The 26068-nt window shown below is 42.3% G+C and carries 21 protein-coding genes; 15 read left to right on the plus strand and 6 right to left on the minus strand.

All coding sequences use genetic code 11. The annotated features are described in order from the left end of the window. Window positions 1–21: 21 nt before the first annotated feature. Window positions 22–897: an SDR family oxidoreductase gene (locus tag E0E36_RS15505; RefSeq protein WP_130856702.1), complete on the minus strand. Its 876-nt coding sequence runs from the start codon at window positions 895–897 to the stop codon at window positions 22–24. 409 nt (window positions 898–1306) lie between these two features. Continuing rightward, window positions 1307–2539, minus strand: a complete 1233-nt coding sequence (locus E0E36_RS15510; RefSeq protein WP_130856703.1) for a thioredoxin family protein — start codon at window positions 2537–2539, stop codon at window positions 1307–1309. A gap of 392 nt (window positions 2540–2931) precedes the next feature. On the opposite strand from E0E36_RS15510, the gene vapB reads away from it, so the two are divergent. From vapB to E0E36_RS15525, 3 genes are all read left to right on the plus strand, one after another. Next, entirely contained in the window at window positions 2932–3135 is a 204-nt protein-coding gene (vapB, locus tag E0E36_RS15515; RefSeq protein WP_130856704.1) for a type II toxin-antitoxin system VapB family antitoxin, read from the plus strand. After that, window positions 3135–3344 (plus strand): type II toxin-antitoxin system VapC family toxin, encoded by a 210-nt coding sequence (locus tag E0E36_RS15520; RefSeq protein WP_130856705.1) that lies wholly within the window; start codon window positions 3135–3137, stop codon window positions 3342–3344. The genes vapB and E0E36_RS15520 overlap by 1 nt, the downstream gene beginning before the upstream one ends. Before the next feature lie 503 nt (window positions 3345–3847). Further along, window positions 3848–4756, plus strand: coding sequence for a carbohydrate kinase family protein (locus E0E36_RS15525; RefSeq protein WP_130856706.1), 909 nt, complete (start codon window positions 3848–3850; stop codon window positions 4754–4756). 12 nt (window positions 4757–4768) lie between these two features. On the opposite strand, the gene E0E36_RS15530 is transcribed toward E0E36_RS15525, so the two are convergent. Then, on the minus strand, window positions 4769–7537 hold the full coding sequence (locus tag E0E36_RS15530) for a substrate-binding domain-containing protein (RefSeq protein WP_130856707.1): 2769 nt from the start codon (window positions 7535–7537) through the stop codon (window positions 4769–4771). 317 nt (window positions 7538–7854) lie between these two features. On the opposite strand from E0E36_RS15530, the gene E0E36_RS15535 reads away from it, so the two are divergent. From E0E36_RS15535 to E0E36_RS15555, 5 genes are all read left to right on the plus strand, one after another. Next, a complete protein-coding gene (locus E0E36_RS15535; RefSeq protein ID WP_130856708.1) occupies window positions 7855–9192 on the plus strand; it encodes a sugar porter family MFS transporter in 1338 nt (445 codons plus the stop codon). 53 nt (window positions 9193–9245) lie between these two features. Then, a complete protein-coding gene (locus E0E36_RS15540; protein ID WP_130856709.1) occupies window positions 9246–12368 on the plus strand; it encodes a SusC/RagA family TonB-linked outer membrane protein in 3123 nt (1040 codons plus the stop codon). Between the two features lie 39 nt (window positions 12369–12407). Next, window positions 12408–14129, plus strand: a complete 1722-nt coding sequence (locus E0E36_RS15545; RefSeq protein WP_130856710.1) for a RagB/SusD family nutrient uptake outer membrane protein — start codon at window positions 12408–12410, stop codon at window positions 14127–14129. Window positions 14130–14214: 85 nt separating this feature from the next. Continuing rightward, on the plus strand, window positions 14215–15786 hold the full coding sequence (locus tag E0E36_RS15550) for a glycoside hydrolase family 172 protein (protein ID WP_130856711.1): 1572 nt from the start codon (window positions 14215–14217) through the stop codon (window positions 15784–15786). An 84-nt stretch (window positions 15787–15870) separates the two neighbouring features. Beyond that, window positions 15871–17514, plus strand: a complete 1644-nt coding sequence (locus E0E36_RS15555) for a glycoside hydrolase family 32 protein (protein WP_130856712.1) — start codon at window positions 15871–15873, stop codon at window positions 17512–17514. Window positions 17515–17680: 166 nt separating this feature from the next. Here the strand turns inward: E0E36_RS15555 and E0E36_RS15560 are convergent, their stop codons facing one another. Together E0E36_RS15560 and E0E36_RS28380 are read right to left on the minus strand one after the other, a co-directional pair. Further along, entirely contained in the window at window positions 17681–18685 is a 1005-nt protein-coding gene (locus E0E36_RS15560; RefSeq protein WP_130856713.1) for a terpene synthase family protein, read from the minus strand. A 1884-nt stretch (window positions 18686–20569) separates the two neighbouring features. Then, complete coding sequence (locus E0E36_RS28380; protein WP_377477543.1) at window positions 20570–20752, minus strand: hypothetical protein; 183 nt, start codon at window positions 20750–20752, stop codon at window positions 20570–20572. 125 nt (window positions 20753–20877) lie between these two features. On the opposite strand from E0E36_RS28380, the gene E0E36_RS15565 reads away from it, so the two are divergent. From E0E36_RS15565 to E0E36_RS15595, 7 genes are all read left to right on the plus strand, one after another. Continuing rightward, on the plus strand, window positions 20878–21207 hold the full coding sequence (locus E0E36_RS15565) for an ArsR/SmtB family transcription factor (RefSeq protein WP_013667996.1): 330 nt from the start codon (window positions 20878–20880) through the stop codon (window positions 21205–21207). 37 nt (window positions 21208–21244) lie between these two features. Beyond that, window positions 21245–21808 (plus strand): DUF6428 family protein, encoded by a 564-nt coding sequence (locus E0E36_RS15570; RefSeq protein ID WP_130856714.1) that lies wholly within the window; start codon window positions 21245–21247, stop codon window positions 21806–21808. 13 nt (window positions 21809–21821) lie between these two features. Then, entirely contained in the window at window positions 21822–22313 is a 492-nt protein-coding gene (locus E0E36_RS15575) for a GNAT family N-acetyltransferase (RefSeq protein ID WP_130856715.1), read from the plus strand. Between the two features lie 17 nt (window positions 22314–22330). Next, window positions 22331–22768, plus strand: coding sequence for an arsenate reductase ArsC (locus E0E36_RS15580; protein ID WP_130856716.1), 438 nt, complete (start codon window positions 22331–22333; stop codon window positions 22766–22768). Then, entirely contained in the window at window positions 22755–23813 is a 1059-nt protein-coding gene (arsB, locus tag E0E36_RS15585) for an ACR3 family arsenite efflux transporter (protein ID WP_130856717.1), read from the plus strand. Before E0E36_RS15580 ends, arsB begins: the two co-directional genes overlap by 14 nt. A 348-nt stretch (window positions 23814–24161) precedes the next feature. Further along, window positions 24162–24725, plus strand: a complete 564-nt coding sequence (locus E0E36_RS15590; protein ID WP_130856718.1) for a helix-turn-helix domain-containing protein — start codon at window positions 24162–24164, stop codon at window positions 24723–24725. 258 nt (window positions 24726–24983) lie between these two features. After that, window positions 24984–25202 carry a heavy-metal-associated domain-containing protein gene (locus E0E36_RS15595; protein WP_130856719.1) on the plus strand — a complete coding sequence of 73 codons (219 nt, stop codon included), beginning with the start codon at window positions 24984–24986 and terminating at the stop codon, window positions 25200–25202. A gap of 154 nt (window positions 25203–25356) precedes the next feature. On the opposite strand, the gene E0E36_RS15600 is transcribed toward E0E36_RS15595, so the two are convergent. After that, window positions 25357–25800, minus strand: coding sequence for an SRPBCC family protein (locus tag E0E36_RS15600; protein WP_130856720.1), 444 nt, complete (start codon window positions 25798–25800; stop codon window positions 25357–25359). Window positions 25801–26068: the final 268 nt, after the last annotated feature.

Consider the following 26068-nt stretch of genomic DNA (forward strand, 5'->3'; position numbering starts at 1 on the left):
ATGACAAACTGATGTTTAAATTTAGAAATAATTTTCCTGCATATCTTCTAATAAACCAATATGTGTGGGTTTCCAGCCCAGCTGTTCTTGTGTTTTGCTTCCGATAGCGGCGCCTTCAAAGGTAATGAAACGACCCATCCAGTCAAAGTGTGTTACAATGGCTTCTCCTGAAACGGATTGAACAGGTAACTGCAATTGTTTGCCGATTAACGTGGCAATTGTTTTTATTTCAATGGATTGATCGCCCACAACATTATACACGGCTCCTTTCGCTGCTTTCTCTACAGCCAAGCGGTAAGCTTTGGCCGCATCTAAACGATGTACCGCCGACCAATGGTTTTTCCCTTCCTCCGGATAGGCCGAAACACCATTTTTGCGTGCCTGTGCAATAATAAACGGAATAAAGCCTTTATCGCCTTTGTCATGAACGGATGGTGGTAAACGAACTACCGACGCATGAACGCCTGCTTCTGACAGTGCCAAGGTCGTGGCTTCTGAAGGTCGTGGTGAATTTCCAACCGGACTTTCTTCTGTAATAAAGCCATTGATAGGGGTTAATCCTAACATGCCGGAGGTTACCACCAGAGGTTTGTTGGTGCCTGCCAAGACATTTCCCATAGTCTGGATAGCGGTTTTATCCACTTCACCTGCTTTTTGGTATTGCGTAAAATCATGGATAAAAGCGGTGTGAATAATGCCGTCGGCCTGTGAGGCGCCTTGTTTTAAAATTTCTAAATCTTCAAGCGTTCCTAATAAAACCGATGCGCCTGCATCACGGATAATTTTCGCGGATGCTTCTGAACGTGCCAAGCCGATGACCTGATGTCCTGCTCGGATCAATTCCTTCACTACTGCCGAGCCGATGAAGCCTGATGCTCCTGTTACAAATATGTTCATCTTTTAACTATTTTGTTTGATACAAAGTTCCTGTATGGACGAAATAATACTGTAGCCGAACGTCAGATTGCTGTAGCCGAAAGGGTAGTTGTGAGAGTAGTTAAGTGGTTGAGTAGGTTTTTTTAAGTGATGAGTTATGAGTGTTGAATGATGAATAGTAGCCGTGGAAGTGGCACTTGTTTGTCGTTGGGTAGGCTAACGAAAGCCTAAAGCTGAAGTCAATAATTAGCCAATTTGATGTTGGGTGATGAGTTTTTTTATAAGCGATGAATGATGCCTGCCTGCCGGTAGGCAGGAATTTTTTTGTTGCCGCCCCTTATAGCCGAAAGCTGACTGCTGATAGCTGAAAGCCGAATGCCGGTTGCTAATTCCTAAAACCTATAGCACATTACTGCTAGCCAAGTAGATTTCAGTTTATTTTCTGTTTGATACGATCAATCAACTGATTGAATTGGGGGTTGTTGGGACGTAATTGACTCAACCTTTCTGCCCAGCGTAGGGCGTCTTTCAATGCCGGGTCGCCATTGTTTAATACCATGTCAAAGGTATTGCTGGCCTCATAGAGATAAACACAGATCTCGCCGGTGTAGATTTTTTGCGCAAAGGCTTTGTCTTCGGCTGTAATTTCAGTGCTATCTCTTTCTCCGCTATAATAGGGTTGCATAATTGCGGTATAACGCCGTTTGTCTTCTGCTTGTATGCTGTCTGTTGATATATCCATGCTGTTGGCCACGAAAGCATAACCCGCTTTTTTAGCTATTTCGGTGTCTTTTGCGCGCTGTGCGTAGCGTAACTGCAACAGATAAAGGTGTCCTTGCTGCTTGCGACTTAGCTGCTGTTTGAGTGCGTCCATCTGATTAAAAAGACTGGGTATGTCTTGTAAGCGGTTTTCTCGCAGCGCGGCGCTAGCTGCATCTGTTAATAAGTTAAAGAGCACGGGTGCCAGTTTTTGCCGCCTTGTTTGGTCTACCGTAGGATAGGTTTTTAGTAATAGGTCAAAAGCAGCCCCTTTGGCATGGTTGAGATTGTCACGGATGAAATCAATGTTAGCCGGGTTTTCACGCTCGGTACTGCTTTGGGCCTTGATATAGGCATCAAATGCTAAGCTGTTATCAAGGCCTAAATCTTTCTTCTGGATGATATAGGTTTTTAGAAAATGCGGATCCCGATTGCCCCCTTCAAATTGCTTATCCATTTTAGCTAATACCTGCTCGCGATTTTTTGCTACTGCGTCATGCGCATAAGCCATAAAGGTGTCCGGCTCTTGGTAATCCACCACTCGTGCCAATAACACACCTTCGGGTGTCAGGTAAAGATAGGTTGGATAAGCGTGTACTTCGTATTGCTTGACGAGCTTTATACCTTCGCCCCGCTCTGCATTCAGTTTGTAATTGATGAATGCCTTGTTATATACGGCGCCTACGGCTGCAAGGGGTAGCACCTCTTGGTCCATTCGTTTACAGGGAGGGCACCAATCGGTATAAACATCCACAAAAATAGGCTTGTTCTGTTCCTTCGCAAGCTGCAACAGGGCCTTCCACGATCCTTCAAAGAATTGTACACCGTCTTCTGCGCTAGCGAGTAGGGGAGAAAGGATTAAACCGATATAGAGGAGTGTATTTGCCAGGATGCTTTTCATCATTCAATAATTAGCAGGTTTAAAATAAATATCGCTTATGAAGTGCAATGATACGAATATAAGGAATTTTGGGGATTAGTTGAGTAGTTAAGTGGTTGAGTGGTTAAGTAGTTGAGTGGTTGAGTTGTTTAATAGTTAAGTGGTGGAGTTGTTTAGTAGTTAAGTGGTTGAGTTGTTAAGTTGTAGAATAGTGGCAGTAGCAGTTGCCAAGGCGGTAGCGCGAGCTCAAACCTTATACCCTAAAGCTTATACCTTTACCGGGAGTATGAGCCGATTAGCCCCTTATAGCCGAAAGCTAATGGCTGAAAGCTGGTTGCTGAAACGGGTGATAAGTTTAGCGTTGTAGGTTGTATGGAAGATCGATTTTGTGTATCTTTAACATAAATTTCAATGGAATGGAACAGCTTCAATTGATAGAAAAAGTGAAAAAGATACCACCTGCTTATCAGCAGGAAGTAGAGGATTTTATTGATTTTATCTTAGAAAAAAAAGTTGCTAAAGAGAAAAAAGTTAAACGCAAGTTAGGTTTGTTGAAGGGCAAACTGAGCATGGATAGTGATTTTGATACACCTTTAGATGATTTCAAGGATTACATGTAATGGGACAGTTTCTTCTTGATACACATGTACTTCTTTGGATGCAAGATGATAATGATCAGCTTCCTGATCATATTAAAGAAGCTTTAAGTGACGCTTCGAACGATCTTTATATTAGTATAGTATCGATTTGGGAAGTGGTGATTAAAAAGTCTTTAGGTAAACTTCGTCTTGGCTATAGCATTGATGAATTAATACAGACGCAAATATGAAGAAATATGATCTAGACGTTCTTTGGTAATTGTCGCTGAACATAAAGTTTATAGCAGTTATTAGTTATGCTCTGCCATCCGATAGCTGGAAGCTAATTCCTAAAACCTTAAAGTCTACAGCTTATACCTTTACTGGGAGTATGAGCCGATTATTTCTTTTAATCGGCTCAAAAAAATGACATATTTGAGCCGATTATATACACGAATCGGCTCAAATATGTACAACTGGCAATATAAAGATTGGCCTAATTTCATTACCTTAAAGCTTAAAACTTATAGCTTACACCTTATTGATCGCTGACTGCCGAAAGCTGCCATCCGATAGCTGAAAGCTAATGCTGACGGCTGCTCCTAAGCCCCATGGTACGGAATTAAAGAAAAATGGCACGATATAAGAAGGGTTTTAGTAATAATGTCTTTAACTTAGTCTTACAAAGAACAAACCGAGTTTAACGATCTCGCCTATACGTTTGAGATTTAACACTCATAGATAATTTAATTGGATGAAAAAAGTAGTTTGTTTTGGAGAAGTGCTTTGGGACGTGCTTCCTGAAGGGAAAAAACCGGGCGGTGCCCCCATGAATGTAGCTTATCATCTAAACCGGCTAGGGATAGCGAGTTATATGGTAAGTCGGGTCGGCGATGATCCGTTGGGAGAAGAACTGACTATGTTCTTGAAAAAAATGGGTTTGTCTACCGAATACATTCAACTGGATAAAGATCAAAAAACCAGTGAAGTGATTGCTACGGAAGGAGCCAATCACGAGATGAGCTATGAGATCGTACAGCCGGTGGCTTGGGATTTTATTCGTTTCGACCGTCAAACAGCTAATTTGGTTGAAAACGCTGATTTAATGGTGTTTGGTAGTTTGGCTGCCCGCAGTGAGCTTAGCCGCGCTACACTATATGATCTGATTGCGCACGCTAAATTGAGACTTTTTGATGTTAATTTTCGTGCACCGCATTATGAACAAGCTACTATTGAATACCTACTGGACAAGGCTGACATCGTAAAACTGAACAACCATGAACTACGCGTTATTGCCTCGTGGTTTGGTGATGAAGGCGGTCAGGAACACGAGCACGTAAATCGTTTGCAGGACAAATATAAGATCGGAGAGATCATTGTAACCAAAGGTGGAGAGGGTGCTTCTTACTATACACCTATGGAGCGATATGATTTCAAAGCATATCCGGTTATTGTGAAAGATACGGTTGGTAGCGGCGACTCTTTTTTGGCTGCTTTTGTAGCGCAAAAGTTATTAGGGAAATCGACGGAAGATATATTGGATTATGCGGCTGCATTGGGGGCTTATGTTACCTCGCAGGCAGGAGCCAACCCGGATTACAAAAGCTCCGATTTAGTACGTTTTATGTGGCAGAAGCAGTTAGAGCAACTCAAATGGCAATGAGATCAAAAAATGTTATTTGATTTTACTTTTATACTGACTGGGCGAGTATCCAAATTTGGCTTTGAAAGTGGTTGAAAAATAGCTGGGGCTGGAAAAACCCACGGCGTAGGTGATTTCTGCAACATTTAAAGATTCATGTTTAAGCAGGTAAGAGGCCTTTTTTAATCTGCGCTCCAGAATATATTCATTAACGGTCATGCCGGTCAACGATTTAACTTTTCGATACAGATGCATGCGGGAAATTCCGATCAGCCGACAAATATCGTCCACACAGAATCGATCGTTACTGAGGTTTTCTTCCACCACGCCGGAAAAGTCGTTTAACAATTTTTTGTCCAACGAGCTTAATTTAACACTTTCTGTCGGGAGCTCAATATTGCTGGTAAAATGACTTTTTAATACTTTTCTGTTCTTGATTAACGCTCTAATACTCGCCGAAAGATTGCTGATCAGGAACGGTTTCGTGATGTACATGTCTACCATGGCATCCATGCCTGAAACAAGCTGCTCCGAACTTGCTTGGGCGGTAAGAAGGATGATCGGAATATGAGAGGTCTTAAGATCGTTCTTTAAGGTCCTGCATACCTCTTTACCGGATATTTCGGGTATAACATTATCGGTAATAATGAGGTCGGGTACCTTTTCTCTGGCAAGTTGAATGGCTTCGGGGCCGTTGGTGGTGTAGAATACATCGTATTCATCGCTCAGCTCTGCCACTAAATAGTTTAAAAGATCGGGGTTGTCTTCCACAATGAGTAAAGAGTGATCCTTTAAGCCACAGGATTCCGTTTGTTTGATGTCTAGCATTTCGATGTCTGAAACGATGGTATACATGGCAGATTTTTCGTCCTTCTTAAGTACCGGGTCATGAAGAACACCTTTTTCGCGTTCGCTTAAATGCTCGTTTCCCAGTGGAAGCGTAACTGTGAAAGTAGAACCCTGTTCTTTGACTGATGCTACCTGAATGTCTCCTTTGTGTTTGTGGATAATCTCTTTTGCTAAAGATAAACCGATACCGAAGCCATTGGATGGAGAATTGTCTGCCTGATAGTAGGGGTCAAAAATCAAGGCGAGATCTTTTTCATGCATCCCAATACCTGAATCTTTGATCTGAATGCTTACTTCACTTCCGCAGCGGGCTATGTAAACTTTGATGAAACCTCCGGCGTTTACAAACTTGAAGGCATTTGACAAGAGATTCAACAGGGCTTTATCAAGCATATTGACATCAAACCATACCGGTATTTCTTTTTCTGCAGGAACAAAGGACAGTTGCACTTGTCTTTTTAAAGCGTATACTTTAAAAGGTTCGATGAGATCACGGACAAAGGAGACCAAATTGTTTGGTGAGGCCTGTATTAAGTAGCCTTCTATTTCTATCTTTCTGAAATCTAACAACTGATTGACGATATTCAGCAGTTGTACCGAATTACGTTGCACCGCTTTTAACTTATCAGCAGCCAATGGCAAGAGGCGGGGATCTTTTACCATATCCTCGATGGGCGATAAGATCAGTGTTAAGGGCGTTCGCAGCTCATGGGTAATGTTGGTAAAAAAGTTTAAGCGTGCTTCTGTGCCGGCAGCGGCTTGTTTTGACATTTCAATTAACTGCTTCCGTTGGGTGTCGATTTCTATATTCTTCTTAGCTAGATTTTTATTGATTTTTCTGTTATCTCTTAGTAGAATGACTACAATGCTTCCAAAAATGAGCGACAATACGAGCAACACAATAATGGTATTGAGTACAACCTGCTGGCTTTTATAAACTAATTTCTGTTCGTCCAGTAGTTTACGTTGATTGTAAATGTCGTCTTTCTGGCTACTGATCATGGCAGCCTGCATCTTCATGACACGCACATTACTTGAGTCAATTACAATGGAACTCAATTTGTTCTCTTTTCTGAAGGGGAGGCCTTTCAAAATGTCCAGAGCTGTCCGAATGGCCTCTTTGCCGAGTGTAGGATACACCAGGGAGGCGGTAATTTTTCCGTCGTATACCATATCCAACCCTCCTCCTTCACCAAAACAGGCGTCCACGCCGACAATGGGAATATGTTTTTCAGGATAATATTTGTTAAGAATTTTTCGTGCTCCCAGCGCCATGTTATCATTATGGGCAAAAATGGCATCTATGTCCTTCAACTGCCAGTGTATCTTGCTCAAGATATTTTTGGTGGTGTCTTCCATCCAATCGCCGGATACCGTTTTGGCAATCTTTAAAGCTTTTAACTGATTAAGTGCGGCGAAGAAGCCGGTACTTCTGTCTATCGCCGGAGAGGAACCGGATAAGCCCGTGATTTCTACAACTTTCCCTTTGTTGCCAATAAGCTGCGATAGATACTGGCCCGCCATTTCGCCGATTTCCACATTATCAGCACCGATGAATGCCGTATAGCCATTTCCCTTCACTTCCCGATCTATTACAATGACAGGAATGCCACGATCCATCACTTTTTTTACGGTGGCAGTTAGGGGTTCGGCTTCGTTTGGTGAAATTATTAAAAGATCAATTCCTTTTTCAATAAGCGTATCTACCTGGGCGCGTTGCGTGGTACTGTTGCCACTGGCCTCTAAATAATGAAAATCAACTTCCGGATGAAGGCTTAGCTCAGTCAACATTTCCGCAAGCATGTTTTTTCTCCATAGATCGTTACCCGTGCATTGGGAGAATCCGATGGTAAACTTATTATGCTTTTTGTTAGTGCTGCAGGAAATTATCAACCCGAAACCCAAAAGTAAAAACACCACCACATAGGATCGATTGAAAAAAATGGTATTCATGATTTATAATTCAGTTTTAAGCCACCAATTATTGACGCTAGGTTTTGGCAAATATAAGAGATTGGATCTTTTGGGGAGAGAAAAAAGCATTTTCGCCATTTAGGTGGTTAAACACCGATGGTATAATACTTGAAAAAGATGGTACGCTGACGAAAACGTACAGTGAATAATTCATCTTTGTTTTTGTAATTATTTGATAGTCAGATGGATAATTTTTGTTATAAAAATGAAATGATTTGATCATTTGCAGCAGCTCCTTCTCTTTTTACCGGCCTACCTTGCACAGCAAATTCAACAAATCAAGATAGATCTATATTATGAAAAATCACATGGTGAAACTATGGTCGGTAGTGGTGGCTTTGGGCGGCTTTCTTTTTGGCTTCGACACTGCAGTTATTTCCGGGGCCGAAAAAGCCATTGAGCAATATTGGCAGCTCACGATTTTTGAACATGGCTTTACCATTTCGGTGGCGCTCATCGGAACCGTTATTGGATCGTTACTCGGATCCTATCCGACGGATAAATTGGGACGTAAAAAAACATTATACCTGGTGGCATTGGCCTATCTTTTTGCTTCTCTTGGAACGGCATTTACCACCAGCTGGCACCTTTTTGTACTCTTCCGTTTTATTGGTGGCTTGGGCGTAGGTGCTTCTTCGGTTACGGCACCTATTTATATATCAGAAATCGCACCGTCGGATAGGCGCGGTGCATTGGTAGGGCTGTTTCAATTTAATGTTGTATTGGGAATTTTGATCTCCTACTTGTCTAACTATTTAATCAATCAGTTAGAGGGAGAGTCATGGCGCTTAATGCTGGGCATCCAGGCCGTGCCGTCTCTCCTTTTCCTAATAGCGATTTATTTTATTCGAGAAAGCCCAAGATGGTTGCTGACGAATGGATTGCGGAGAGAAGAAGCTATAGAAACATTAAGTATTATCAACCCACTAGGTTATCAACAAGAGCTCATTGCAATTGAAAATACAGCAAAACTAAAAGCCGTTAACAAACAGCCAGCCCTCTTTGTAAAAGCGTATCGCAGGCCATTGGTATTGGCCGGGCTGTTTGCGCTCTTTAATCAATTTTCAGGCATTAATGCCATTATTTACTATGCACCACGCATTTTTGAAATGGCCGGGTTGGGTGTTCATTCTTCATTGCTTTCAACAATCGGCATTGGTATGACCAATTTTGTGTTTACGCTATTGGCTGTCCAATTGATTGATAAGGTAGGTAGACGAATGTTGATGAAAATTGGCTCCATTGGCATTATTATTTCCCTTCTACTGGTTGTTTTTTCTTTTAATAATCCGGCATCATCAGGTATGTATATTTCGCTGTACTTTATGCTTTTTATCGCCTGTTTTGCCTTCTCTCAAGGGGCCGTTATTTGGGTCTTTATTGCAGAAATTTTTCCCAATCAGGTGCGGGCAAAGGGGCAAACCTTTGGAAGTTCTATCCACTGGATTTTGGCGGCGTTGGTGACTTTTTCCTTTCCTATACTGGCAGAGGCGCTTGGAGGCATGATGACCTTTCTATTCTTTGCGATAATGATGGTGTTGCAACTGGTGTTTGTGATTTGGTGGATGCCCGAAACGAAAGGTATCAGCTTAGAAGCTATCGAGGCACAATTGGCCAATGAGCCACTGACATAACTTGTCTATTAACCATATAATAAACCGAAACTAATCTAATTAATTAACCAAATATGAAAAAGCAAGTATTGATTGCATACTGTATAAGTATGTTTTTTCTCCTTCGTGCGGCGGCGCAGGAAGTTGTAATCTCCGGAATAGTACGAGATACAAGCTCGGTTCCGCTGGAAGGAGTTACGGTGTCTATTGTTGGAAAAACCGGTTCTGTTATTACTGACAATAAGGGGATGTATCGCATTGCGGCTGCTGTTGGGCAAAGCATCTCCTTCAGTATGTTGGGAAGTGAATCGGTCCGGGTGACGATTAGAAACGGCGACCCGATCAATGTGGTCATGAAAACCAGCTTGAATGCCCTTGAGGATGTTATTGTAACGGGCTATACCTCAGAGCGCAAAAGGGACTTAACGGGTGCTGTTTCTGTTGTTAAAATGGCAGATATTGAAAATGTGCCGCTGGGCAACCCGGTAAAAGCTATGCAAGGGCGGGTTCCGGGAGTAGAGGTTGGCGCGAGCGGTGCACCGAATGGGGGTGTTACGGTGCGCATGCGAGGCCAAACCACACTGAATATTAGCAATGACCCCCTATATATTATAGATGGCGTGCCAACGCAAAGGGGATTACAGGAGATTAATCAGAACGACATCGAATCGATGCAGGTATTACGCGATGCATCGGCTGCTTCGATTTATGGATCGAGAGCGGCAGCGGGAGTGATTATTGTGACCACCAAGCGAGGTAAATCAGGCCTTCGGCGGATTGATGTAGATGCTTCACATTCCCTGCAGTTTTATAATAGTAAAATTAATACCTTGAATACCGATCAGCGCGCACGGGCTTATTGGCAGGCTGCTGTAAATGACGGACGTTTCGGCCCGTCTCGTAATAATCCGCAGGATCCTTCTACCTTAAGTTTGATTTACGATTTTGATTGGAATAAGGATTTTTCGAATCCGCAATTGAATGCGGTAATCCTGGGGCAATACGTGGATCCTGAGCAGTCGATGCACACATCGGACACCCGGTGGTTTGACGAAGTTTCGCGGGTTTCGCAGATTAAACAATATAATGTTGCTCTTTCCAATGGCGGACAGCATGGAACGTCCTTCTTCTCGTTAGGTTATTATGACAATGAGGGTATCATCAAAGGTACGCGAAGCCAGCGATTAACCTTACGTATGAACGTAGACCATGCGCTGTTTAATGGTAAACTGAAGATAGGGGAGAATCTAAACCTTTCGTATTTTAAGGACGCACAAATACCAACGGGCGACGTCACCTCGCTGGCCTTGATATTGAATCCCATTTTACCGGTTCGTACGGTTAATGGTGGTTGGGGTGGCCCCGTGGCCGGGATGGACGATCGGCAAAATCCGGTCAGATTGATCGAAGATAATAGACAGAATAACAACCACTTTGCCCGCATTTTGAGCAGTACATTTGCGGATCTTTCCGTTTTACCGGGCTTGAATTTTAGAACGGCTTTTAATGTGGATTATGCAGGTACTTTTTATCGTCATTTGCAGTTGCCATACCGGTCAGGCTTTTTAAACAGTGATGTTACGCAGGTTAATACCAATTTCGACTACAGTGGATCATTAACCTGGCAAAATATATTGACCTATGACTTGAATTCGAATGACCACCGTGTTAATTTCCTTTTGGGATCTGAAACGGTTAATAATAGGTACCAGGGATTTAATGCCAGTGCACAAGGGCTAGCTATTGCCGATCTGAACTATGCTTACTTGACGCAAGGTACGCGAAATATACTTGCCCGCGGCGATGGCAATTCGGACGCGCTACAGTCATTTTTCTTTAAAGCAAACTATAATTATCATGATCGATACTTAGCTTCTGTGACCATTCGGAGAGATGGTTCGAGTAAGTTCGGTTCGAACAATCGCTACGCGAATTTCCCCGCCGCCTCTCTGGGATGGCGCATCAGTGAAGAGGCCTTTTTTAAAGACAATGTAAATTTCATTTCGGATTTTAAACTCCGGTATAGCTGGGGGCAAACGGGTAATCAAAGCATTCCTGCATATGCTACCTATTCACTCTATCGTGCCATTTATGGAACGGACCTGACCTGGGAACCAAGCGAAGGCAGCGCTTATGACATAGGTGGACAGGGCACCGGTACGCTTCCTACCGGATATACCGCCATCCAAACCGGAAACCCGGATCTTAAATGGGAAACCACCACGCAATCTAATTTTGGAGCGGATTTTGGATTGTTCTCCAATCGGCTTATCGGTTCAGTTGAATATTATATAAAGAATACAGACGATATTTTGATCAGCCCGCCTTACTTGGGCGTAGTAGGTGAAGGGGGAAATACATGGATTAACGGTGCTTCGCTGCAAAACAAGGGCTTGGAGGCGGCGATCAGTTATAGCCAAGATTTGACCGAGGATATTCAATTGGATATTGCGGCTAATATTACCAGAAACCGTTTAAAGATAACAGCGCTTCCTAACAATGCAATTATCGGTTACCCAGGTAATGGTACAACCTACACGATTATCGGACACTCGCCAAATACGCACTTCGGTTGGGTGGCTGATGGCTTGTTCACGACGCAAGAGGAAGTTGATAACAGCCCGGAACAGCCGGGAAAGGCACTTGGTCGCATCCGTTACCTTGACCTTGATCAGAATGGACGGATTGATAATAACGACCAGCAGTACTTAGGTACCTCGGATCCTGATTTTACTTACGGCTTGAATTTAACCCTAAGCTATAAGCGATTCAATATTGCCGTTTTCTTTCAGGGCGTACAGGGAGGAGTCGTAAATAATAGCTATAAAAATCTGACAGATTTTACTTCGCTGGCACCGGGATCAAATTGGGGCAGCCGCGTAATGGATGCTTGGACCCCTGAGAACGCCGGGGCAAGTGTTCCTGCCTTAACTTTGGTCAATACGAATAATGAGAACAGATTTTCAACCTATTTTTTAGAGCCTAGAAGTTATTTCAAATTACGGAACATTGAAATCGGATATGATCTGAAGGATGCTTTTGAAAGGTTTAATGTAACGCGGGCACGTGTATACATGCAGGCATCTAACTTGCTACGTTGGAAGAACCGGGCCTATACAGCTCCAGATCCTGAAAATCCGGGGAACGCCTATCCGATACCGGTAATTGCAACAGTGGGTTTTAATCTATCCTTCTAATATATTTTCCATCATCATCTGATTTAAAAATACTAGCAAATGAAAAATTTACCTGTCATAATATTGGTTGTGTATGCCATCTTGTTTTTTGGCTGCTCGAAAAATTTGGAAAAACTGCCGCAAGGCGTCGTGTTTAATGAAAATCTGAAAACACCCGAAAATGTGGAGGCGATGGTAATCAGTGCTTACTCAGCCTTGGGTAATGATCATTGGAGTACACCTTATACAACGATGTGGGCCTACGGAAGTGTGCGGGGCGGAGACGCTTACAAGGGCGGGGGCGGAACGGGCGACCAGAACGACGTGCACGCTTACGAATTGTTTTCAATCAATCGGGTAGACCTCGGAGAAAGTGATGGTACTTGGTTCCGTTTGTATGTGGGCGTGGCGAGATGTAATGCAGCCTTAGCGCTGCTGAATGAAATAGGTGATGACATATTCCCACAGAAGTTAATGCGCATTGCTGAAGTACGTTTCCTTCGGGCACACTTTTATTTTCTATTAAAAATTCTTTTTAAACGAGTACCTTACATCGACGAAAGTGTTGAAAAATCAGCCTATCAAACTATCGGGAATGATCTGTACAGTAACGATGAACTATGGACAAAAATAGCAGAAGATTTTCGCTTTGCTACACAGCATTTACCGCTGGCGCAGGCAGAGTCATCGCGTATTACAAAGGGGGCTGCCCAATCTTACCTAGCAAAAACATTGCTTTACCAAAGTTATGTGCAGGATGATCAGCATAATGTGTTATCAAAAGACCAAGCGAAATTGAATGAAGTAGTAGCGTATTGCGACAGTGTGATCAATTCGGGAAGATATCGCCTTTCTGAAGATTTTGCGGAAAATTTTCTTTCCGAATATGAAAATGGTCCAGAGACGGTATTTGCCATCGTTTTCTCAAAAAGCGACGGCACACCACAAGGACGGATTAATGCCGGTGTGGGAACCAATTATCCTATGAACCAGGAATATGGTTGCTGTGGATTTCATCAGCCGAGTTCTAATCTGGTGAACGCATTTAAAACGAATGCTGACGGATTGCCGCTGCTGGATGACTATAATGCCCATGATGTTGTTCCTACCGGAGATTTTAAAATGCAAAGCTTCGATACGCGTTTGGATCATACTGTGGCCATTCCCGGACATCCCTATAAATACCAAAAAGATCTGGTGTTTCAGGCTTCATGGAATCGTGACAATGCCACTTATGGCAACTTTATGAGTATGAAAGAAACGGTTGCTTATACCGATCCGACTTTTATGAAATATCCACCTTTTATGTCGAGCGCTAAAGATTGGCCGGTGATTAGGTATGCGGATGTGTTACTCATAAAAGCGGAAGCTTTAATTGAACTGGGACGTGAACAAGAGGCACTGCCACTAATTAATTTGATTAGGCAACGCGCGCAGAAAAGTGCGGCACGATTGACACAGGCAGATGGTAGGCCTACTTCCAGTTACTTTATCGATACTTATCAGCCAGGAGTGAATTGCGTTTGGACCAATGAATTTGCGCGTAAAGCGCTGCGTTTTGAACGCAGATTGGAATTTGCTATGGAAGGTTATCGCTTTTTTGACCTCGTTCGGTGGGGTATTGCGGCCGAGTTTATTAATGATTATTTTTCTGCTGAGCAAAGAAGAACACCCCATTTGGCGGGCGCCGCTTTCAAGAAAAACAGAGATGAGTATTTACCGATCCCACAGAATCAAATTAACTTTAGTCAGGGTTTATACGTGCAGAACTTCGGCTGGTAATTAAATTCCTCTATAAAATACGTCATTCATGGCATATAAAATGAATTTATCTAAGTTTGAAAAAGGGAACCAATAAATAAATCAAATGAAAACTAAAATTCTTTTACTGATTTGTGCAACCATTGGTTTTGCAGTCCGTTACGGCCATTGTCAGGAAGTGGTCAATACGGAGAAGTTATTGCAAGAGATGCGTGAGGTTGAGGAGGTTGCTCGCTATCCTGAACCTGCATATACATTAAAACAAGTAAGCAGTTATGACAGAAGATCCACCGTGCGCAATAGGGCGGGATGGTTTGCAAATAGTGATTTTAATCAGTTTATCCGTCGGGAAGAGCATGAAGGACGAGAAGAGCATGTGATGATGGACGCTGAAGGCCCAGGTGCAATTGTCCGTTTTTGGCTCACCTGTTTGGAAAAACCCGGAACGATGCGTTTTTATTTTGATCATGAAAAGGAAGCTAGGATTACGGTTCCCGGGTTTGATTTATTGAAGGCAGGATTGGGGTTGGGGCCGGCATTGTTGAACCCGCATACGAATTATGATCCGCGGGGAAAGGGAGGGAATACGTTATATTTACCTTTGGTTTATGCGAAGCATTGCAAAATAACATGGGAGTTTGCTGATAGTGCAAGTAAAAAGAAGCCTCATTATTATCAGATCAACTACCGAACATATCCAAAAAATATAAAAGCCGAAACGTTTTCCTTTGAGCAGTTACGACGATTAAAAAAAGAAATTGATAATACAGAAAGTGTCCTTTGGAACCCATCGGCAAATTTTAGCGTAACGGATTCTATCTCAAAAAAATTGAACCCTGCGGAGGAATGTGCGCTGAATTTAAGGGATGCTCATAAGGCTATTCGTCTGCTTAAAATCCAAATGAGTAAGTTAAACCGCGATCAGGAGGCGCTCTGGAGGAACGTGGTATTGAAAATATCCTTTGATGGCAAGGAAACGGTATTGTGCCCCTTGGGTGATTTTATAGGTAGCGGCTATGGGGGGAGCGATATAGCAAGTTGGTATAGAACGCTCGCAAATAAACAAACGCTCGTCTCACGATGGGTGATGCCTTTTCAGAAGTCGGCAGTGATACGCTTAATCAATAACAATAATTTTCCTGTCGAATTAAGTCTTTCAGTTGGAACGGATGATTTTAAATGGGATGAACGAGCAATGTATTTTCATGCCTTCACAAAAATGGAAGAACACGTATGGGACGCTAAGTGGGATTATGATGCGGAGAAGAACCCCAAAGGGGATGCCCGCGCACCGATTGACTGGAATTTCATTGCGATCAAGGGTAAAGGGGTATATGTTGGTAATACCTTAGCGACGCTGAATCATATGAATTCATGGTACGGGGAAGGGGATGCTAAAGCTTATGTCGACGGGGAAGCTTTTCCGTCTGAATTTGGTACAGGATTGGAGGATTATTACAACACCTCATGGGCGCCGGTGGTTATTTACCAAACACCTTTTGCCAATGCAACACGGGCGGATCATACTTCGTCAACAGGACATAATACATTTACCCGGACGCGCATACTGGATGCCATACCTTTTAGTAAGCAATTTTCATTTGATATGGAAATGCTCAGCTGGGATAGTGGTTATGTGGATATTGCGGCAACAACCTATTGGTATGCCAGGCCTTGATGTACGGGCGATGATAATAAGAAGCAATAAATAAAGAATGACTAGCCTTTGGCTCGACTTAATAAATGATAAAAAAACAAACAGATGAGAACTTTTGCGATCAAATTTTTAACAATTGCCCTGCTGTCGATTAACTATCTTCCATTAAGTGCAGGTGAGATTGAAATCAAAATCAATAAGAAATACCTTAACTTTCCGGTATCACATAAGGAAGAGCGCCGGAAGATGACTTTCAGTGTGGATGGTAAAGCTGATCTTTCGGTGGTTATTAGACTGACTAAAGCTACACCTGATTATTGGGTTTTTAAAGATGTTTCGGATTTGCGAGGAAAAACATTGAAGATAAGCTATGAGGGTGATGAGGCAGGACTGGCGAAAATTTATCAGAATGATAAACTGGCTGGACAAGATAGCCTTTATAAAGAGAAAAATCGGCCACAGTTTCATTTTACGACCCGCAGGGGATGGATCAATGATCCGAATGGTTTACTTTTTTATGAAGGGGAGTATCATTTGTTTTACCAGCATAATCCTTATGAGAATGAATGGGAGAATATGCACTGGGGGCATGCAGTGAGTAAAGATTTGGTACACTGGACGGAGTTGCCGGATGCACTTTATCCGGATGAGCTGGGAACGATGTTTTCAGGTTCGGCTGTAATCGATTATAACAATACAGCTGGTTATAATAAAGGTAAAACGCCCGCTATGGTAGCTGCTTATACGGCAGCCGGGCCGGATAAGCAGGTGCAGTGTATTGCCTACAGCCTCGATAAAGGGCGGACGTTTACAAAATACGAATCGAATCCAATCATTGATTCCAAAGCGAAGTGGAATAGCCCGGACACGCGCGATCCGAAGGTGTTTTGGTACAAACCGGGAAAACACTGGGTAATGGTGCTTAACGAGCGGGATGGTCATTCTATCTATACCTCTAACGATTTGAAAAAGTGGAACTACGAAAGTCATGTTACCGGTTTTTGGGAGTGCCCCGAACTTTTCGAACTGCCGGTAGATGGGGATATCAATAATACCAAATGGGTGATGTATGGTGCTTCGGGTACTTATATGCTGGGGTCTTTTGATGGGAAAGTGTTTAAGCCGGAAGCTGGTAAATATGTCTATACAACAGGATCAGTTTATGCGGCACAAACCTTTACGGATATGCCGGACGGACGACGTGTGCAAATTGGCTGGGGACAAATAACACATCCCGGTATGCCTTTTAGAGGGATGATGCAATTGCCAACGGAGCTAACGCTGCGCAATACGAAAGAGGGCCCCCGCCTTTTTAGTCGGCCCGTTAAAGAAACAGAACAGCTTTTTACATCGGTTCGGAAGGAAACGAACTTAACAACCGAACGTGCTAATCAATTGCTTGCACCATATTCGGAGGCGGATGGCTTGCGGGTGAAGACGACCATTAAATTGTCTCATGCCACTAGTGCCGGGCTTAATCTTTTTGGGCAACGAATTGTAGATTATGATTTGAATTATAATAAACTGAATGGTCTGTTTTATTCGCCGAACGATCCAACCAGTATGGAAATTTCGGCCGATATTTACATCGATAAAACCAGCGTTGAAGTATTTATTGATGGCGGTGCCTACTCTTATTCCATGCCTAGAAAAGCGGAAGACAATAATAAAGAAGGCTTCCATTTCTGGGGAAATAATATTGAGGTAACTGATTTGGAGATCTTAAACGTTCGATCTATCTGGAATTAGGGATGATGTTTGTGACCTGCTAGTAGTGCTAAGTAGTTCAGTCGGTAAGTAGTAAAATAGCGCTAATAACGTGGCTGCGGCACCACTGAAAACCAAAAATAGGGAATTAGTAATGCCTGCCGACAGGCATTACTAATTCCCTTAATACTTAAATATAAATGTCGCTTTATTCCGGGCCTTGGTATTCGGGTTCTACATAGCCACCGGGAACGTAGCGGGATTTATCATTGGTATGCCAGGCGTATACGCCTTGTATCATAATCCCGATTGTATATACGTAATCATAGGCAAGTTCCTGCCACCGCCCGAAATTTGGTAAGTGCTCGTGTAGTATCTTAAACTCGTTTAGAAGCTTATCATGATAATCCAGGGCCATCTTATAGGCTTCTTCCCATGATACGTTATTTTCATTGTGTATAACTTTTACGATATTGATGACATCACCTTTCCGACTCAACTCCTTCGGTAATGAGATTATGTCGTTATGCACGCCGATCATAAGGGCTGCCAAGGTGTGCAAGCTCAAAATATGGGGATGTTCTAACACCTCATCGGGCAAATTGCGAAAATCTTTTTGCATGGCTACATATTTACAAAAAGGTAAACCGCCACTGGTATCTTCGCGAAGTACCAAATAGACTGGGAATGGGGGCATAGTATCGGCCTTCATATAGCGTTTTTCATCCTGATAACCGATTAACAGGGTATGAATACTAGCTATGAATTTATCATACAGCCGCTGTGGCATGCCACATTTAATGGCCCGTTGCCTTATTAAGTAGAACTGACGGAATATGCCGAAGTCTGTAGGCTCTTCTTTCTCTTGTCCACTGAGTATGGCCATACTCCGTTGTCTTATACGACACATTTCTTCGTGGCTACAATGGTCAAAATAATCATCCATCATGGCTCCATTGGCTGCGAAACTTGCGATCGGAAATAGCTCATCCAGCGTTTTTAAGAAGGGTAAACCACGGGCTGCTATATCTGTCAGCACATGCTTTTTGTGTGTTTCGCGTGCTTTCTCGGAATGAAAGGTATAATCTGTATCGATCCAATTATAATATATTTCCCGCATCTCTTGTGCAAAGGGAGAAATTAGATTAGGGAAAGGATATTCAGGACGTTGCATGTTTTGGAATAATGCGTAGAATTCTTGTTCCTTTGTCATTGTGTCGAGTTTTTAACGATTTAAACATGCCGCAACTGCTCTGTTAACAGCACGATTACTATTCCATAAAGAAACTAACGTTTATAATATTAAATAAATATAATTATCTATTTATTAAAAAAGGAAAGTTCATTCTGTTCATTTTGTTCGATGTCAGTGAAAGCCGTTGGTTGAGTAGCTAAGTAGTTGAGTTGTTGAGTGGTTAAGTAGTTGAGTTGTTGAGTAGCTAAGTTGTTAAGTAGTTGAGTGGTTAAGTTGTTGAGTGGTTAAGTAGTTGAGTAGTTAAGTGGTTGAGTTGTCGAGTGGTTAAGTAGTTGAGTTGTCGTTGCAAGTGATGAAATCACACGGGGCTCTCGCGGGTGGTACAAAACGGCCTTCTAGGGTGAGCGTAAAGAAAATTCAATTAGAAGGGTAGAAAAAACGTTATGCGAAGAAGTGGAGGGAAAGAAATGAGGATTGGGGCGGCTCCGCAGAACGGCGCGGGGCAATTGAATTTTTAGCGAAACCTAGACAGCCTTGACTTTTGGTTCTTTTTGTCAAGAAAAAGAACAACAAATAATATTAATTAGAAATAATCATGAAATCCTTAGAAGGAAAGCCGACATCCGAAAGCTGATACAAATGATGAGTGATGAATTTCAGTTGTGAGGATAGTTAACTAGTTGAGTAGTTAAGTGGTTAAGTTGTTGAGTGGTTAAGTAGTTGAGTAGTTAAGTGGTTAAGTAGTTGAGTAGTTAAGTGGTTAAGTAGTTGAGTAGTTAAGTGGTTAAGTAGTTGAGTTGTTGAGTGGTTAAGTTGTTGAGTTGTCGAGTGGTTAAGTAGTTGAGTAGCTAAGTGGTTGAGTCGTGAGTTGTCGTTGCAAGTGATGAAATCACACGGGGCTCTCGCGGGTGGTACAAAACGGCCTTCTAGGGTGAGCGTAAAGAAAATTCAATTAGAAGGGTAGAAAAAACGTTATGCGAAGAAGTGGAGGGAAAGAAATGAGGATTGGGGCGGCTCCGCAGAACGGCGCGGGGCAATTGAATTTTTAGCGAAACCTAGACAGCCTTGACTTTTGGTTCTTTTTGTCAAGAAAAAGAACAACAAATAATATTAATTAGAAATAATCATGAAATCCTTAGAAGGAAAGCCGACATCCGAAAGCTGATACAAATGATGAGTGATGAATTTCAGTTGTGAGGATAGTTAACTAGTTGAGTAGTTAAGTGGTTAAGTTGTTGAGTGGTTAAGTAGTTGAGTAGTTAAGTGGTTAAGTAGTTGAGTAGTTAAGTGGTTAAGTAGTTGAGTAGTTAAGTGGTTAAGTAGTTGAGTTGTTGAGTGGTTAAGTTGTTGAGTTGTCGAGTGGTTAAGTAGTTGAGTAGCTAAGTGGTTGAGTCGTGAGTTGTCGTTGCAAGTGATGAAATCACACGGGGCTCTCGCGGGTGGTACAAAACGGCCTTCTAGGGTGAGCGTAAAGAAAATTCAATTAGAAGGGTAGAAAAAACGTTATGCGAAGAAGTGGAGGGAAAGAAATGAGGATTGGGGCGGCTCCGCAGAACGGCGCGGGGCAATTGAATTTTTAGCGAAACCTAGACAGCCTTGACTTCTGGTTCTTTTTGTCAAGAAAAAGAACAACAAATAATATTAATTAAAAATAATCATGAAATCCTTAGAAGGAAAGCCGACATTCGAAAGCTGATACAAATGATGAGTGATGAATTTCAGTTGTGAGGATAGTTAACTAGTTGAGTAGTTAAGTGGTTAAGTTGTTGAGTGGTTAAGTAGTTGAGTTGTTGAGTGGTTAAGTAGTTGAGTAGTTAAGTAGTTGAGTTGTTAAGTAGTTGAGTTGTCGAGTCGTTAAGTAGTTGAGTTGTCGAGTGGCTAAGTAGTTGAGTTGTCGAGTCGTTAAGTAGTTGAGTAGTTAACTAGTTGAGTGGTTAAGTAGTTGAGTTGTTGAGTGGTTAAGTAGTTGAGTTGTTGAGTGGTTAAGTAGTTGAGTTGTTGAGTGGTTAAGTAGTTGAGTTGTCGAGTGGTTAAGTAGTTGAGTTGTCGAGTGGTTAAATAGTTGAGTTGTAAAAATAATGACAAAAACAGTTACAGCAGCGTCAAGCTACCGGCAGGCTAACGAAAGCTGAAAGCCGACATCCGAAAGCTGCTAGCACTATTTGCATCTTAAAAATATTTATCGTAATATTGCAATAAATAATAAGATCATGGGCGTTACCAGAACAGAAATATTTACGGAAGAGCAGAACAGAATAGCTGTTCTTTTGAAAGCAATGGCCCATCCCGCCCGTATTGCCATCTTGCAATACATCATGGCTTCAAAGACTTGTATCAATGGGGATCTGGTGGAAGAGCTGGGTTTGGCGCAAGCAACTATATCGCAGCATTTAAAAGAACTTAAAACAGCGGGATTGATACAGGGTACCATTGAAGGGGTCAGTGTCTGCTATTGCATTCACCCTGAAAATTGGCAGCTGCTGAAAGAAACAGTAGGCGCTTTTTTAAATGGATACGTGCCGAACAACGAGTGCTGTTAAAAAAATTTAACCTAATATATCGTTAAATTGCAATATTATGAATACGACGGAACTAATGACTTGGGGCGATTTCAAATCCCAATTGACAAGGAATGTAGAGGCTATTTTACAATTTCAGTACGCCGAAGATAAATGGGTGGATGCCTCATACCATATCACCGAGATTAAACAAGCGCCTATTACTTCGGTTGATTGTGGAGGTGTGATGAATGCCTGGACGGAGATTATTGTGCAGCTTTGGGAGCCGGCTTCGGACGGTTCGGAAAGGGCCATGAAGGTGGGTAAAGCCTTGTCGATTATTGAATTGGTAGAGAAGTCCCTTCCTTTAAATCCTGGCGGTATTGTTAAGATTGAATTTGGTAATTCGGAATTTGATACCCGTCAACTATTTCCGGGGAACTTGATTTTGAAAGGTGAAAACCTCGTAGTTGACCTTATTCCGGATGCTACGCAATGCAAAGCGATTGGGCGTGGTGGTAGTTGTGGTCCGAAGGATCAGAACGAGACATGCTGTGCGCCCGCTCAGGAAGAAGAAAGCCAAAATAGGATGGTCAATCTAGCGACTATCCAAAGTTGTACCCCCGGTTCCGGATGCTGCTAAAACAAATTAACTAATGGAAATTAGTATCATTACTGAAACAGACTGGCCCGCAGTGCGCGCTATTTATCTACAGGGAATAGCAACTGGCCAGGCAACTTTTCAAACAGAAGCACCAAGTTGGGAGGATTGGGATCGATCGCATCTCAGGCATTCTCGTTTTTTAGCAAGCGTTGATGGGAGCGTTGCGGGATGGGCGGCTCTTTCTCCGGTTTCAAGTCGTTGCGTTTATGCCGGTGTGGCGGAAGTAAGTGTATACGTACATGAAGATTACCGTGGAAAAGGTGTGGGTGATTTGTTGATGAATACACTCATAGAAAGTAGCGAAGCGCAAGGTCTCTGGACTCTTCAGTCCGGTATTTTCCCGGAAAATGAGGCAAGTATTCGCCTACATGAAAAGCATGGCTTTCGGAAATTGGGCTATCGGGAAAAGGTTGGTAAACACGAGAATACGTGGCGCAATACGATATTAATGGAACGTCGGAGTAAGACGGTAGGAATTGACTAAATAAAACAAAAAGAACAATGAAGAAAATTTTGGTATTATGTACCGGCAATAGCTGCCGCAGTCAGTTGGCAGAAGGTTATTTACGGCATTTTGCGCAAGGAAAGGCTGAGGTATACAGCGCGGGAATTGAAACGCACGGCGTTAATCCGAAAGCGATACAGGTCATGAAAGAGGACGGTATCGACATCTCCGGGCACACCTCCAATCATGTAGATGAATACAGCCATATTGATTTCGATTATGTCATCACCGTGTGTGACAATGCAAAGGAAAGCTGTCCTTACTTCCCTACCAAAGCGAAGCAGTTTCATCACAATTTTCCCGATCCGGCAAAGGCGGTGGGCACTTCAGAAGAAATCCTGAACGAGTTTCGGGCGGTCAGGGATCTGGTTAAAGCCTATATGAAGGATTTTATCGATGAACATGTTAATAACGAACGATATGTCAGCGAATAATTGCGCACCGATTGCCGGCCGTAAACAGTTAAGCTTTCTTGATCGTTATCTGACTTTATGGATTTTTCTCGCCATGGCCATAGGTGTTGGAATGGGTTATTTTATTCCGTCTACAGCGGCTTTTATTAATTCGTACTCGAGTGGCACAACAAACATTCCCTTGGCGATCGGCTTGATATTAATGATGTATCCGCCTTTGGCAAAGGTGAAGTATGAAAACTTAGGGAACGTATTTAAAGATGTAAAGGTGCTCAGCGTCTCGCTGATTCTAAATTGGCTAATAGGCCCGCTACTGATGTTCTTTTTAGCCGTCACGTTTTTAAGAGATTATCCCGAATATATGATTGGCTTGATCTTGATCGGTTTGGCGCGTTGTATTGCTATGGTGGTGGTTTGGAATGAACTTGCTGAAGGAAACCGAGAATATGCAGCGGGGCTAATTGCGCTTAACAGTATATTTCAGGTACTGTTCTATAGCGTATTCGCTTATATTTTTATTACGGTACTCCCTCCTTTATTCGGAATTGAAGGGGCAGAAGTACACATTACCATCAGCGAAATAGCCAAAAGCGTAGGTATTTATCTGGGGATTCCTTTTGCCATGGGACTGATCAGTCGCTACGGGCTGATTGCTATGAAAGGAGAGCAATGGTTTCAGGAAAAGTTTCTGCCTTTTATATCACCTATTACGCTGATTGCCTTGTTATTTACCATCGTGGTCATGTTCAGTCTAAAAGGCGAATTGATTGTGCAGATTCCGATGGATGTGGTTCGGATAGCCCTTCCTTTGGTTATTTATTTTACTTTTATGTTCATTTTCAGTTTCATGATCGGCAAACGTTTCGGAGCGGATTATTCAAAAAACACGTCGATCGCTTTTACAGCAACCGGAAATAATTTTGAGCTGGCTATTGCTGTAGCGATTGGGGTGTTCGGGATCAATTCGGGCCAAGCCTTTGCGGGAGTTATCGGCCCCTTGGTAGAGGTCCCCGCATTGATTGCCCTGGTTAATCTCGCATTTTGGTTTAGAAGGAAATATTATTGAGTTTTAGTTGAGTTGTTGAGTCGTTGAGTAGTTAAGTAGTTGCGTAGGCTTTTCGTAAGTGATGAGTGAATTGTGGAATAGTTGATAGTGAGTGGGGAATAGTTAATCGTTAACAGTGAGTAGGGAATAGTTACTAGGAGCTTTATGGGGCGTAAGACATGTTCTCAACTAACAAGTTCCCTTGTTCACTGAGGCAGTTGGATGGAGAGGATGAGTATATGAATGTGAACGTTGAGTAGCGGGGTACCTGCCTACCGCTGGGCAGGCTAATGAAAGCCGACGGCTGGCAGCCGAAAGCAGATCGCCGAAATTTATTTTATATTCTTTAGTTTGCAGTTTAGAAAGGGTATGAATACATTATTTGTGAAAAATATGGTCTGTAACCGTTGTATTATGGTGGTACAGCATGAACTGGATAAACTTGGCATCGCCGCTAAAAGCGTCAAATTGGGTGAGGTTAGTCTTACTGATGAATTATCGGTTGAACAGAAAGATGCATTAAAGCAGGCTTTGAATCCCTTAGGCTTTGAGTTAATTGACGACAAAAAAAGCCGCACCATTGAGAAGATAAAGAATATAATTATTGATTTGGTTCATCACAGGGATAATGATGCTAAAACGAATCTTTCAGATGTGCTAAGCGACAGATTGAACCATGATTATAATTACTTGTCTAACTTGTTTTCTGAAGTAGAAGGGACGACGATCGAAAAGTATTTTATTGCGCAAAAAATAGAAAAAGTAAAGGAGCTGCTGGTATATGATGAACTGTCGTTGAGCGAGATTGCTTACCGTCTGAATTATTCGAGTGTTGCCTATTTAAGTAATCAGTTCAAAAAAGTAACCGGACTTTCCCCAAGCCATTTTAAACAAATACGCGAGGATAAAAGAAAGCCTTTGGATAAAGTGTAATAATAGACTCTCCACTCCTTCAATTTAACAATCATTGCCGAAATTCCATAAGAAATAATGCGCCTCAGGGCTTGATGAACGATTTTTTTTAAGCCGATGGCTACCTGTGCAGCAAGGATATGACGTTGCCACTAATAACTTGGAATAACATCGAGAAACTAACAGTAAATCTCATAAATCAAACAAGAAATTGTACAACAAGGGGCATCAACATTGTACCGAAATTTGGCGTATTAAATAACACTAAATTTTAAAACAATGGAGAACAAAGAATATCAATTCAAAACCAATCTTAACTGTGGCGGATGTGTATCAAAAGTTCAACCGGATTTAGATAGTGCAGACGGTATCTGTCACTGGCATGTTGATACAGATAATGCAGACAAAATCCTTACCGTCAGTTCGAAGGGCATTACAAAGGATGAGGTAGTCGCGATCATCCAACGCAAGGGTTTCAAAGCCGAGCCGATAGCCTAACGATTTCGAAAGTAGTTTGAATGAGTAGAAATAGTTAAGTAGTTAAGTAGGAAAGTAGTTTTACCAGCAACCTTCGAGAATGTCCGGCCGTTAAGAGCCGGACATTCTTTTTTAATCGAACCAAACGTCGTTATCTAAAAGAAGCGAAGGGAAACTATTGTTCCGAGAGTGTTTTAACGGTTTCCAGTCCTTCGGTAAACCCTTTGCTCATCATATCCACCCATTCTTCTCCCACTTGTACGGACGCTTTCAGTGTAGTGAAGCCGTTGGTTTCAGAAAGGTGATATTCTTCTAATGAGCCTGCCCAGCTTTTAACCTGCTCGCTGGTGGTGTCTTCTTTACCATCCATTATTTCTCCAACGTGCTCGAATACCACGTCGTAGGGTTCGTTTTTACTTTTAATGGTACTTACCATGCCGTTGCCATTGTTATCTAGGAAAAGTGTTCTACCACCTACCTGCCAATCGCTTTGCATGCGGGAACCGCCATTTGGATTAAAAGCGTTTGTCCATTTTGAATAGGTGTCGTCGTTCCAAAGTACATCCCAAACTTTTTGGGCGGGTGCTTTAATTTCTTTTGTGAATTCTAATGTTCTCATAAGTTTATTTTTATTTTATTTCAGACCCATTTTATTAATAACAAAACTATCGAAAAATTGAAAGAGATATTAGGGTATAAACGTCAAATTGTGAGGGGGATTGCGACTTATTGCAGGTGCCGGAGTTGTTGAGTAGCTCAGTGGTTGAGTTCTAGAATTGTCGTAATAGCAGTAGCGCCTACATACGGGCAGGCTAACCAAAGCTGACTGCCGATATCCGAAATCCATAATTAGCCAATGAGCCGATTAGCCAATTTGATGATGGGGC

Source organism: Olivibacter jilunii (assembly GCF_900607235.1).
In the GTDB taxonomy this organism is placed as follows: domain Bacteria; phylum Bacteroidota; class Bacteroidia; order Sphingobacteriales; family Sphingobacteriaceae; genus Olivibacter; species Olivibacter oleidegradans.

Coding starts and splice junctions, on each gene's coding strand:
- E0E36_RS15505 (WP_130856702.1), bottom strand. CDS start 897: ATGAACATATTTGTAACAGGAGCATCAGGCTTCATCGGCTCGGCAGTA.
- E0E36_RS15510 (WP_130856703.1), bottom strand. CDS start 2,539: ATGATGAAAAGCATCCTGGCAAATACACTCCTCTATATCGGTTTAATC.
- vapB (WP_130856704.1), top strand. CDS start 2,932: ATGGAACAGCTTCAATTGATAGAAAAAGTGAAAAAGATACCACCTGCT.
- E0E36_RS15520 (WP_130856705.1), top strand. CDS start 3,135: ATGGGACAGTTTCTTCTTGATACACATGTACTTCTTTGGATGCAAGAT.
- E0E36_RS15525 (WP_130856706.1), top strand. CDS start 3,848: ATGAAAAAAGTAGTTTGTTTTGGAGAAGTGCTTTGGGACGTGCTTCCT.
- E0E36_RS15530 (WP_130856707.1), bottom strand. CDS start 7,537: ATGAATACCATTTTTTTCAATCGATCCTATGTGGTGGTGTTTTTACTT.
- E0E36_RS15535 (WP_130856708.1), top strand. CDS start 7,855: ATGAAAAATCACATGGTGAAACTATGGTCGGTAGTGGTGGCTTTGGGC.
- E0E36_RS15540 (WP_130856709.1), top strand. CDS start 9,246: ATGAAAAAGCAAGTATTGATTGCATACTGTATAAGTATGTTTTTTCTC.
- E0E36_RS15545 (WP_130856710.1), top strand. CDS start 12,408: ATGAAAAATTTACCTGTCATAATATTGGTTGTGTATGCCATCTTGTTT.
- E0E36_RS15550 (WP_130856711.1), top strand. CDS start 14,215: ATGAAAACTAAAATTCTTTTACTGATTTGTGCAACCATTGGTTTTGCA.
- E0E36_RS15555 (WP_130856712.1), top strand. CDS start 15,871: ATGAGAACTTTTGCGATCAAATTTTTAACAATTGCCCTGCTGTCGATT.
- E0E36_RS15560 (WP_130856713.1), bottom strand. CDS start 18,685: ATGACAAAGGAACAAGAATTCTACGCATTATTCCAAAACATGCAACGT.
- E0E36_RS15565 (WP_013667996.1), top strand. CDS start 20,878: ATGGGCGTTACCAGAACAGAAATATTTACGGAAGAGCAGAACAGAATA.
- E0E36_RS15570 (WP_130856714.1), top strand. CDS start 21,245: ATGAATACGACGGAACTAATGACTTGGGGCGATTTCAAATCCCAATTG.
- E0E36_RS15575 (WP_130856715.1), top strand. CDS start 21,822: ATGGAAATTAGTATCATTACTGAAACAGACTGGCCCGCAGTGCGCGCT.
- E0E36_RS15580 (WP_130856716.1), top strand. CDS start 22,331: ATGAAGAAAATTTTGGTATTATGTACCGGCAATAGCTGCCGCAGTCAG.
- arsB (WP_130856717.1), top strand. CDS start 22,755: ATGTCAGCGAATAATTGCGCACCGATTGCCGGCCGTAAACAGTTAAGC.
- E0E36_RS15590 (WP_130856718.1), top strand. CDS start 24,162: ATGAATACATTATTTGTGAAAAATATGGTCTGTAACCGTTGTATTATG.
- E0E36_RS15595 (WP_130856719.1), top strand. CDS start 24,984: ATGGAGAACAAAGAATATCAATTCAAAACCAATCTTAACTGTGGCGGA.
- E0E36_RS15600 (WP_130856720.1), bottom strand. CDS start 25,800: ATGAGAACATTAGAATTCACAAAAGAAATTAAAGCACCCGCCCAAAAA.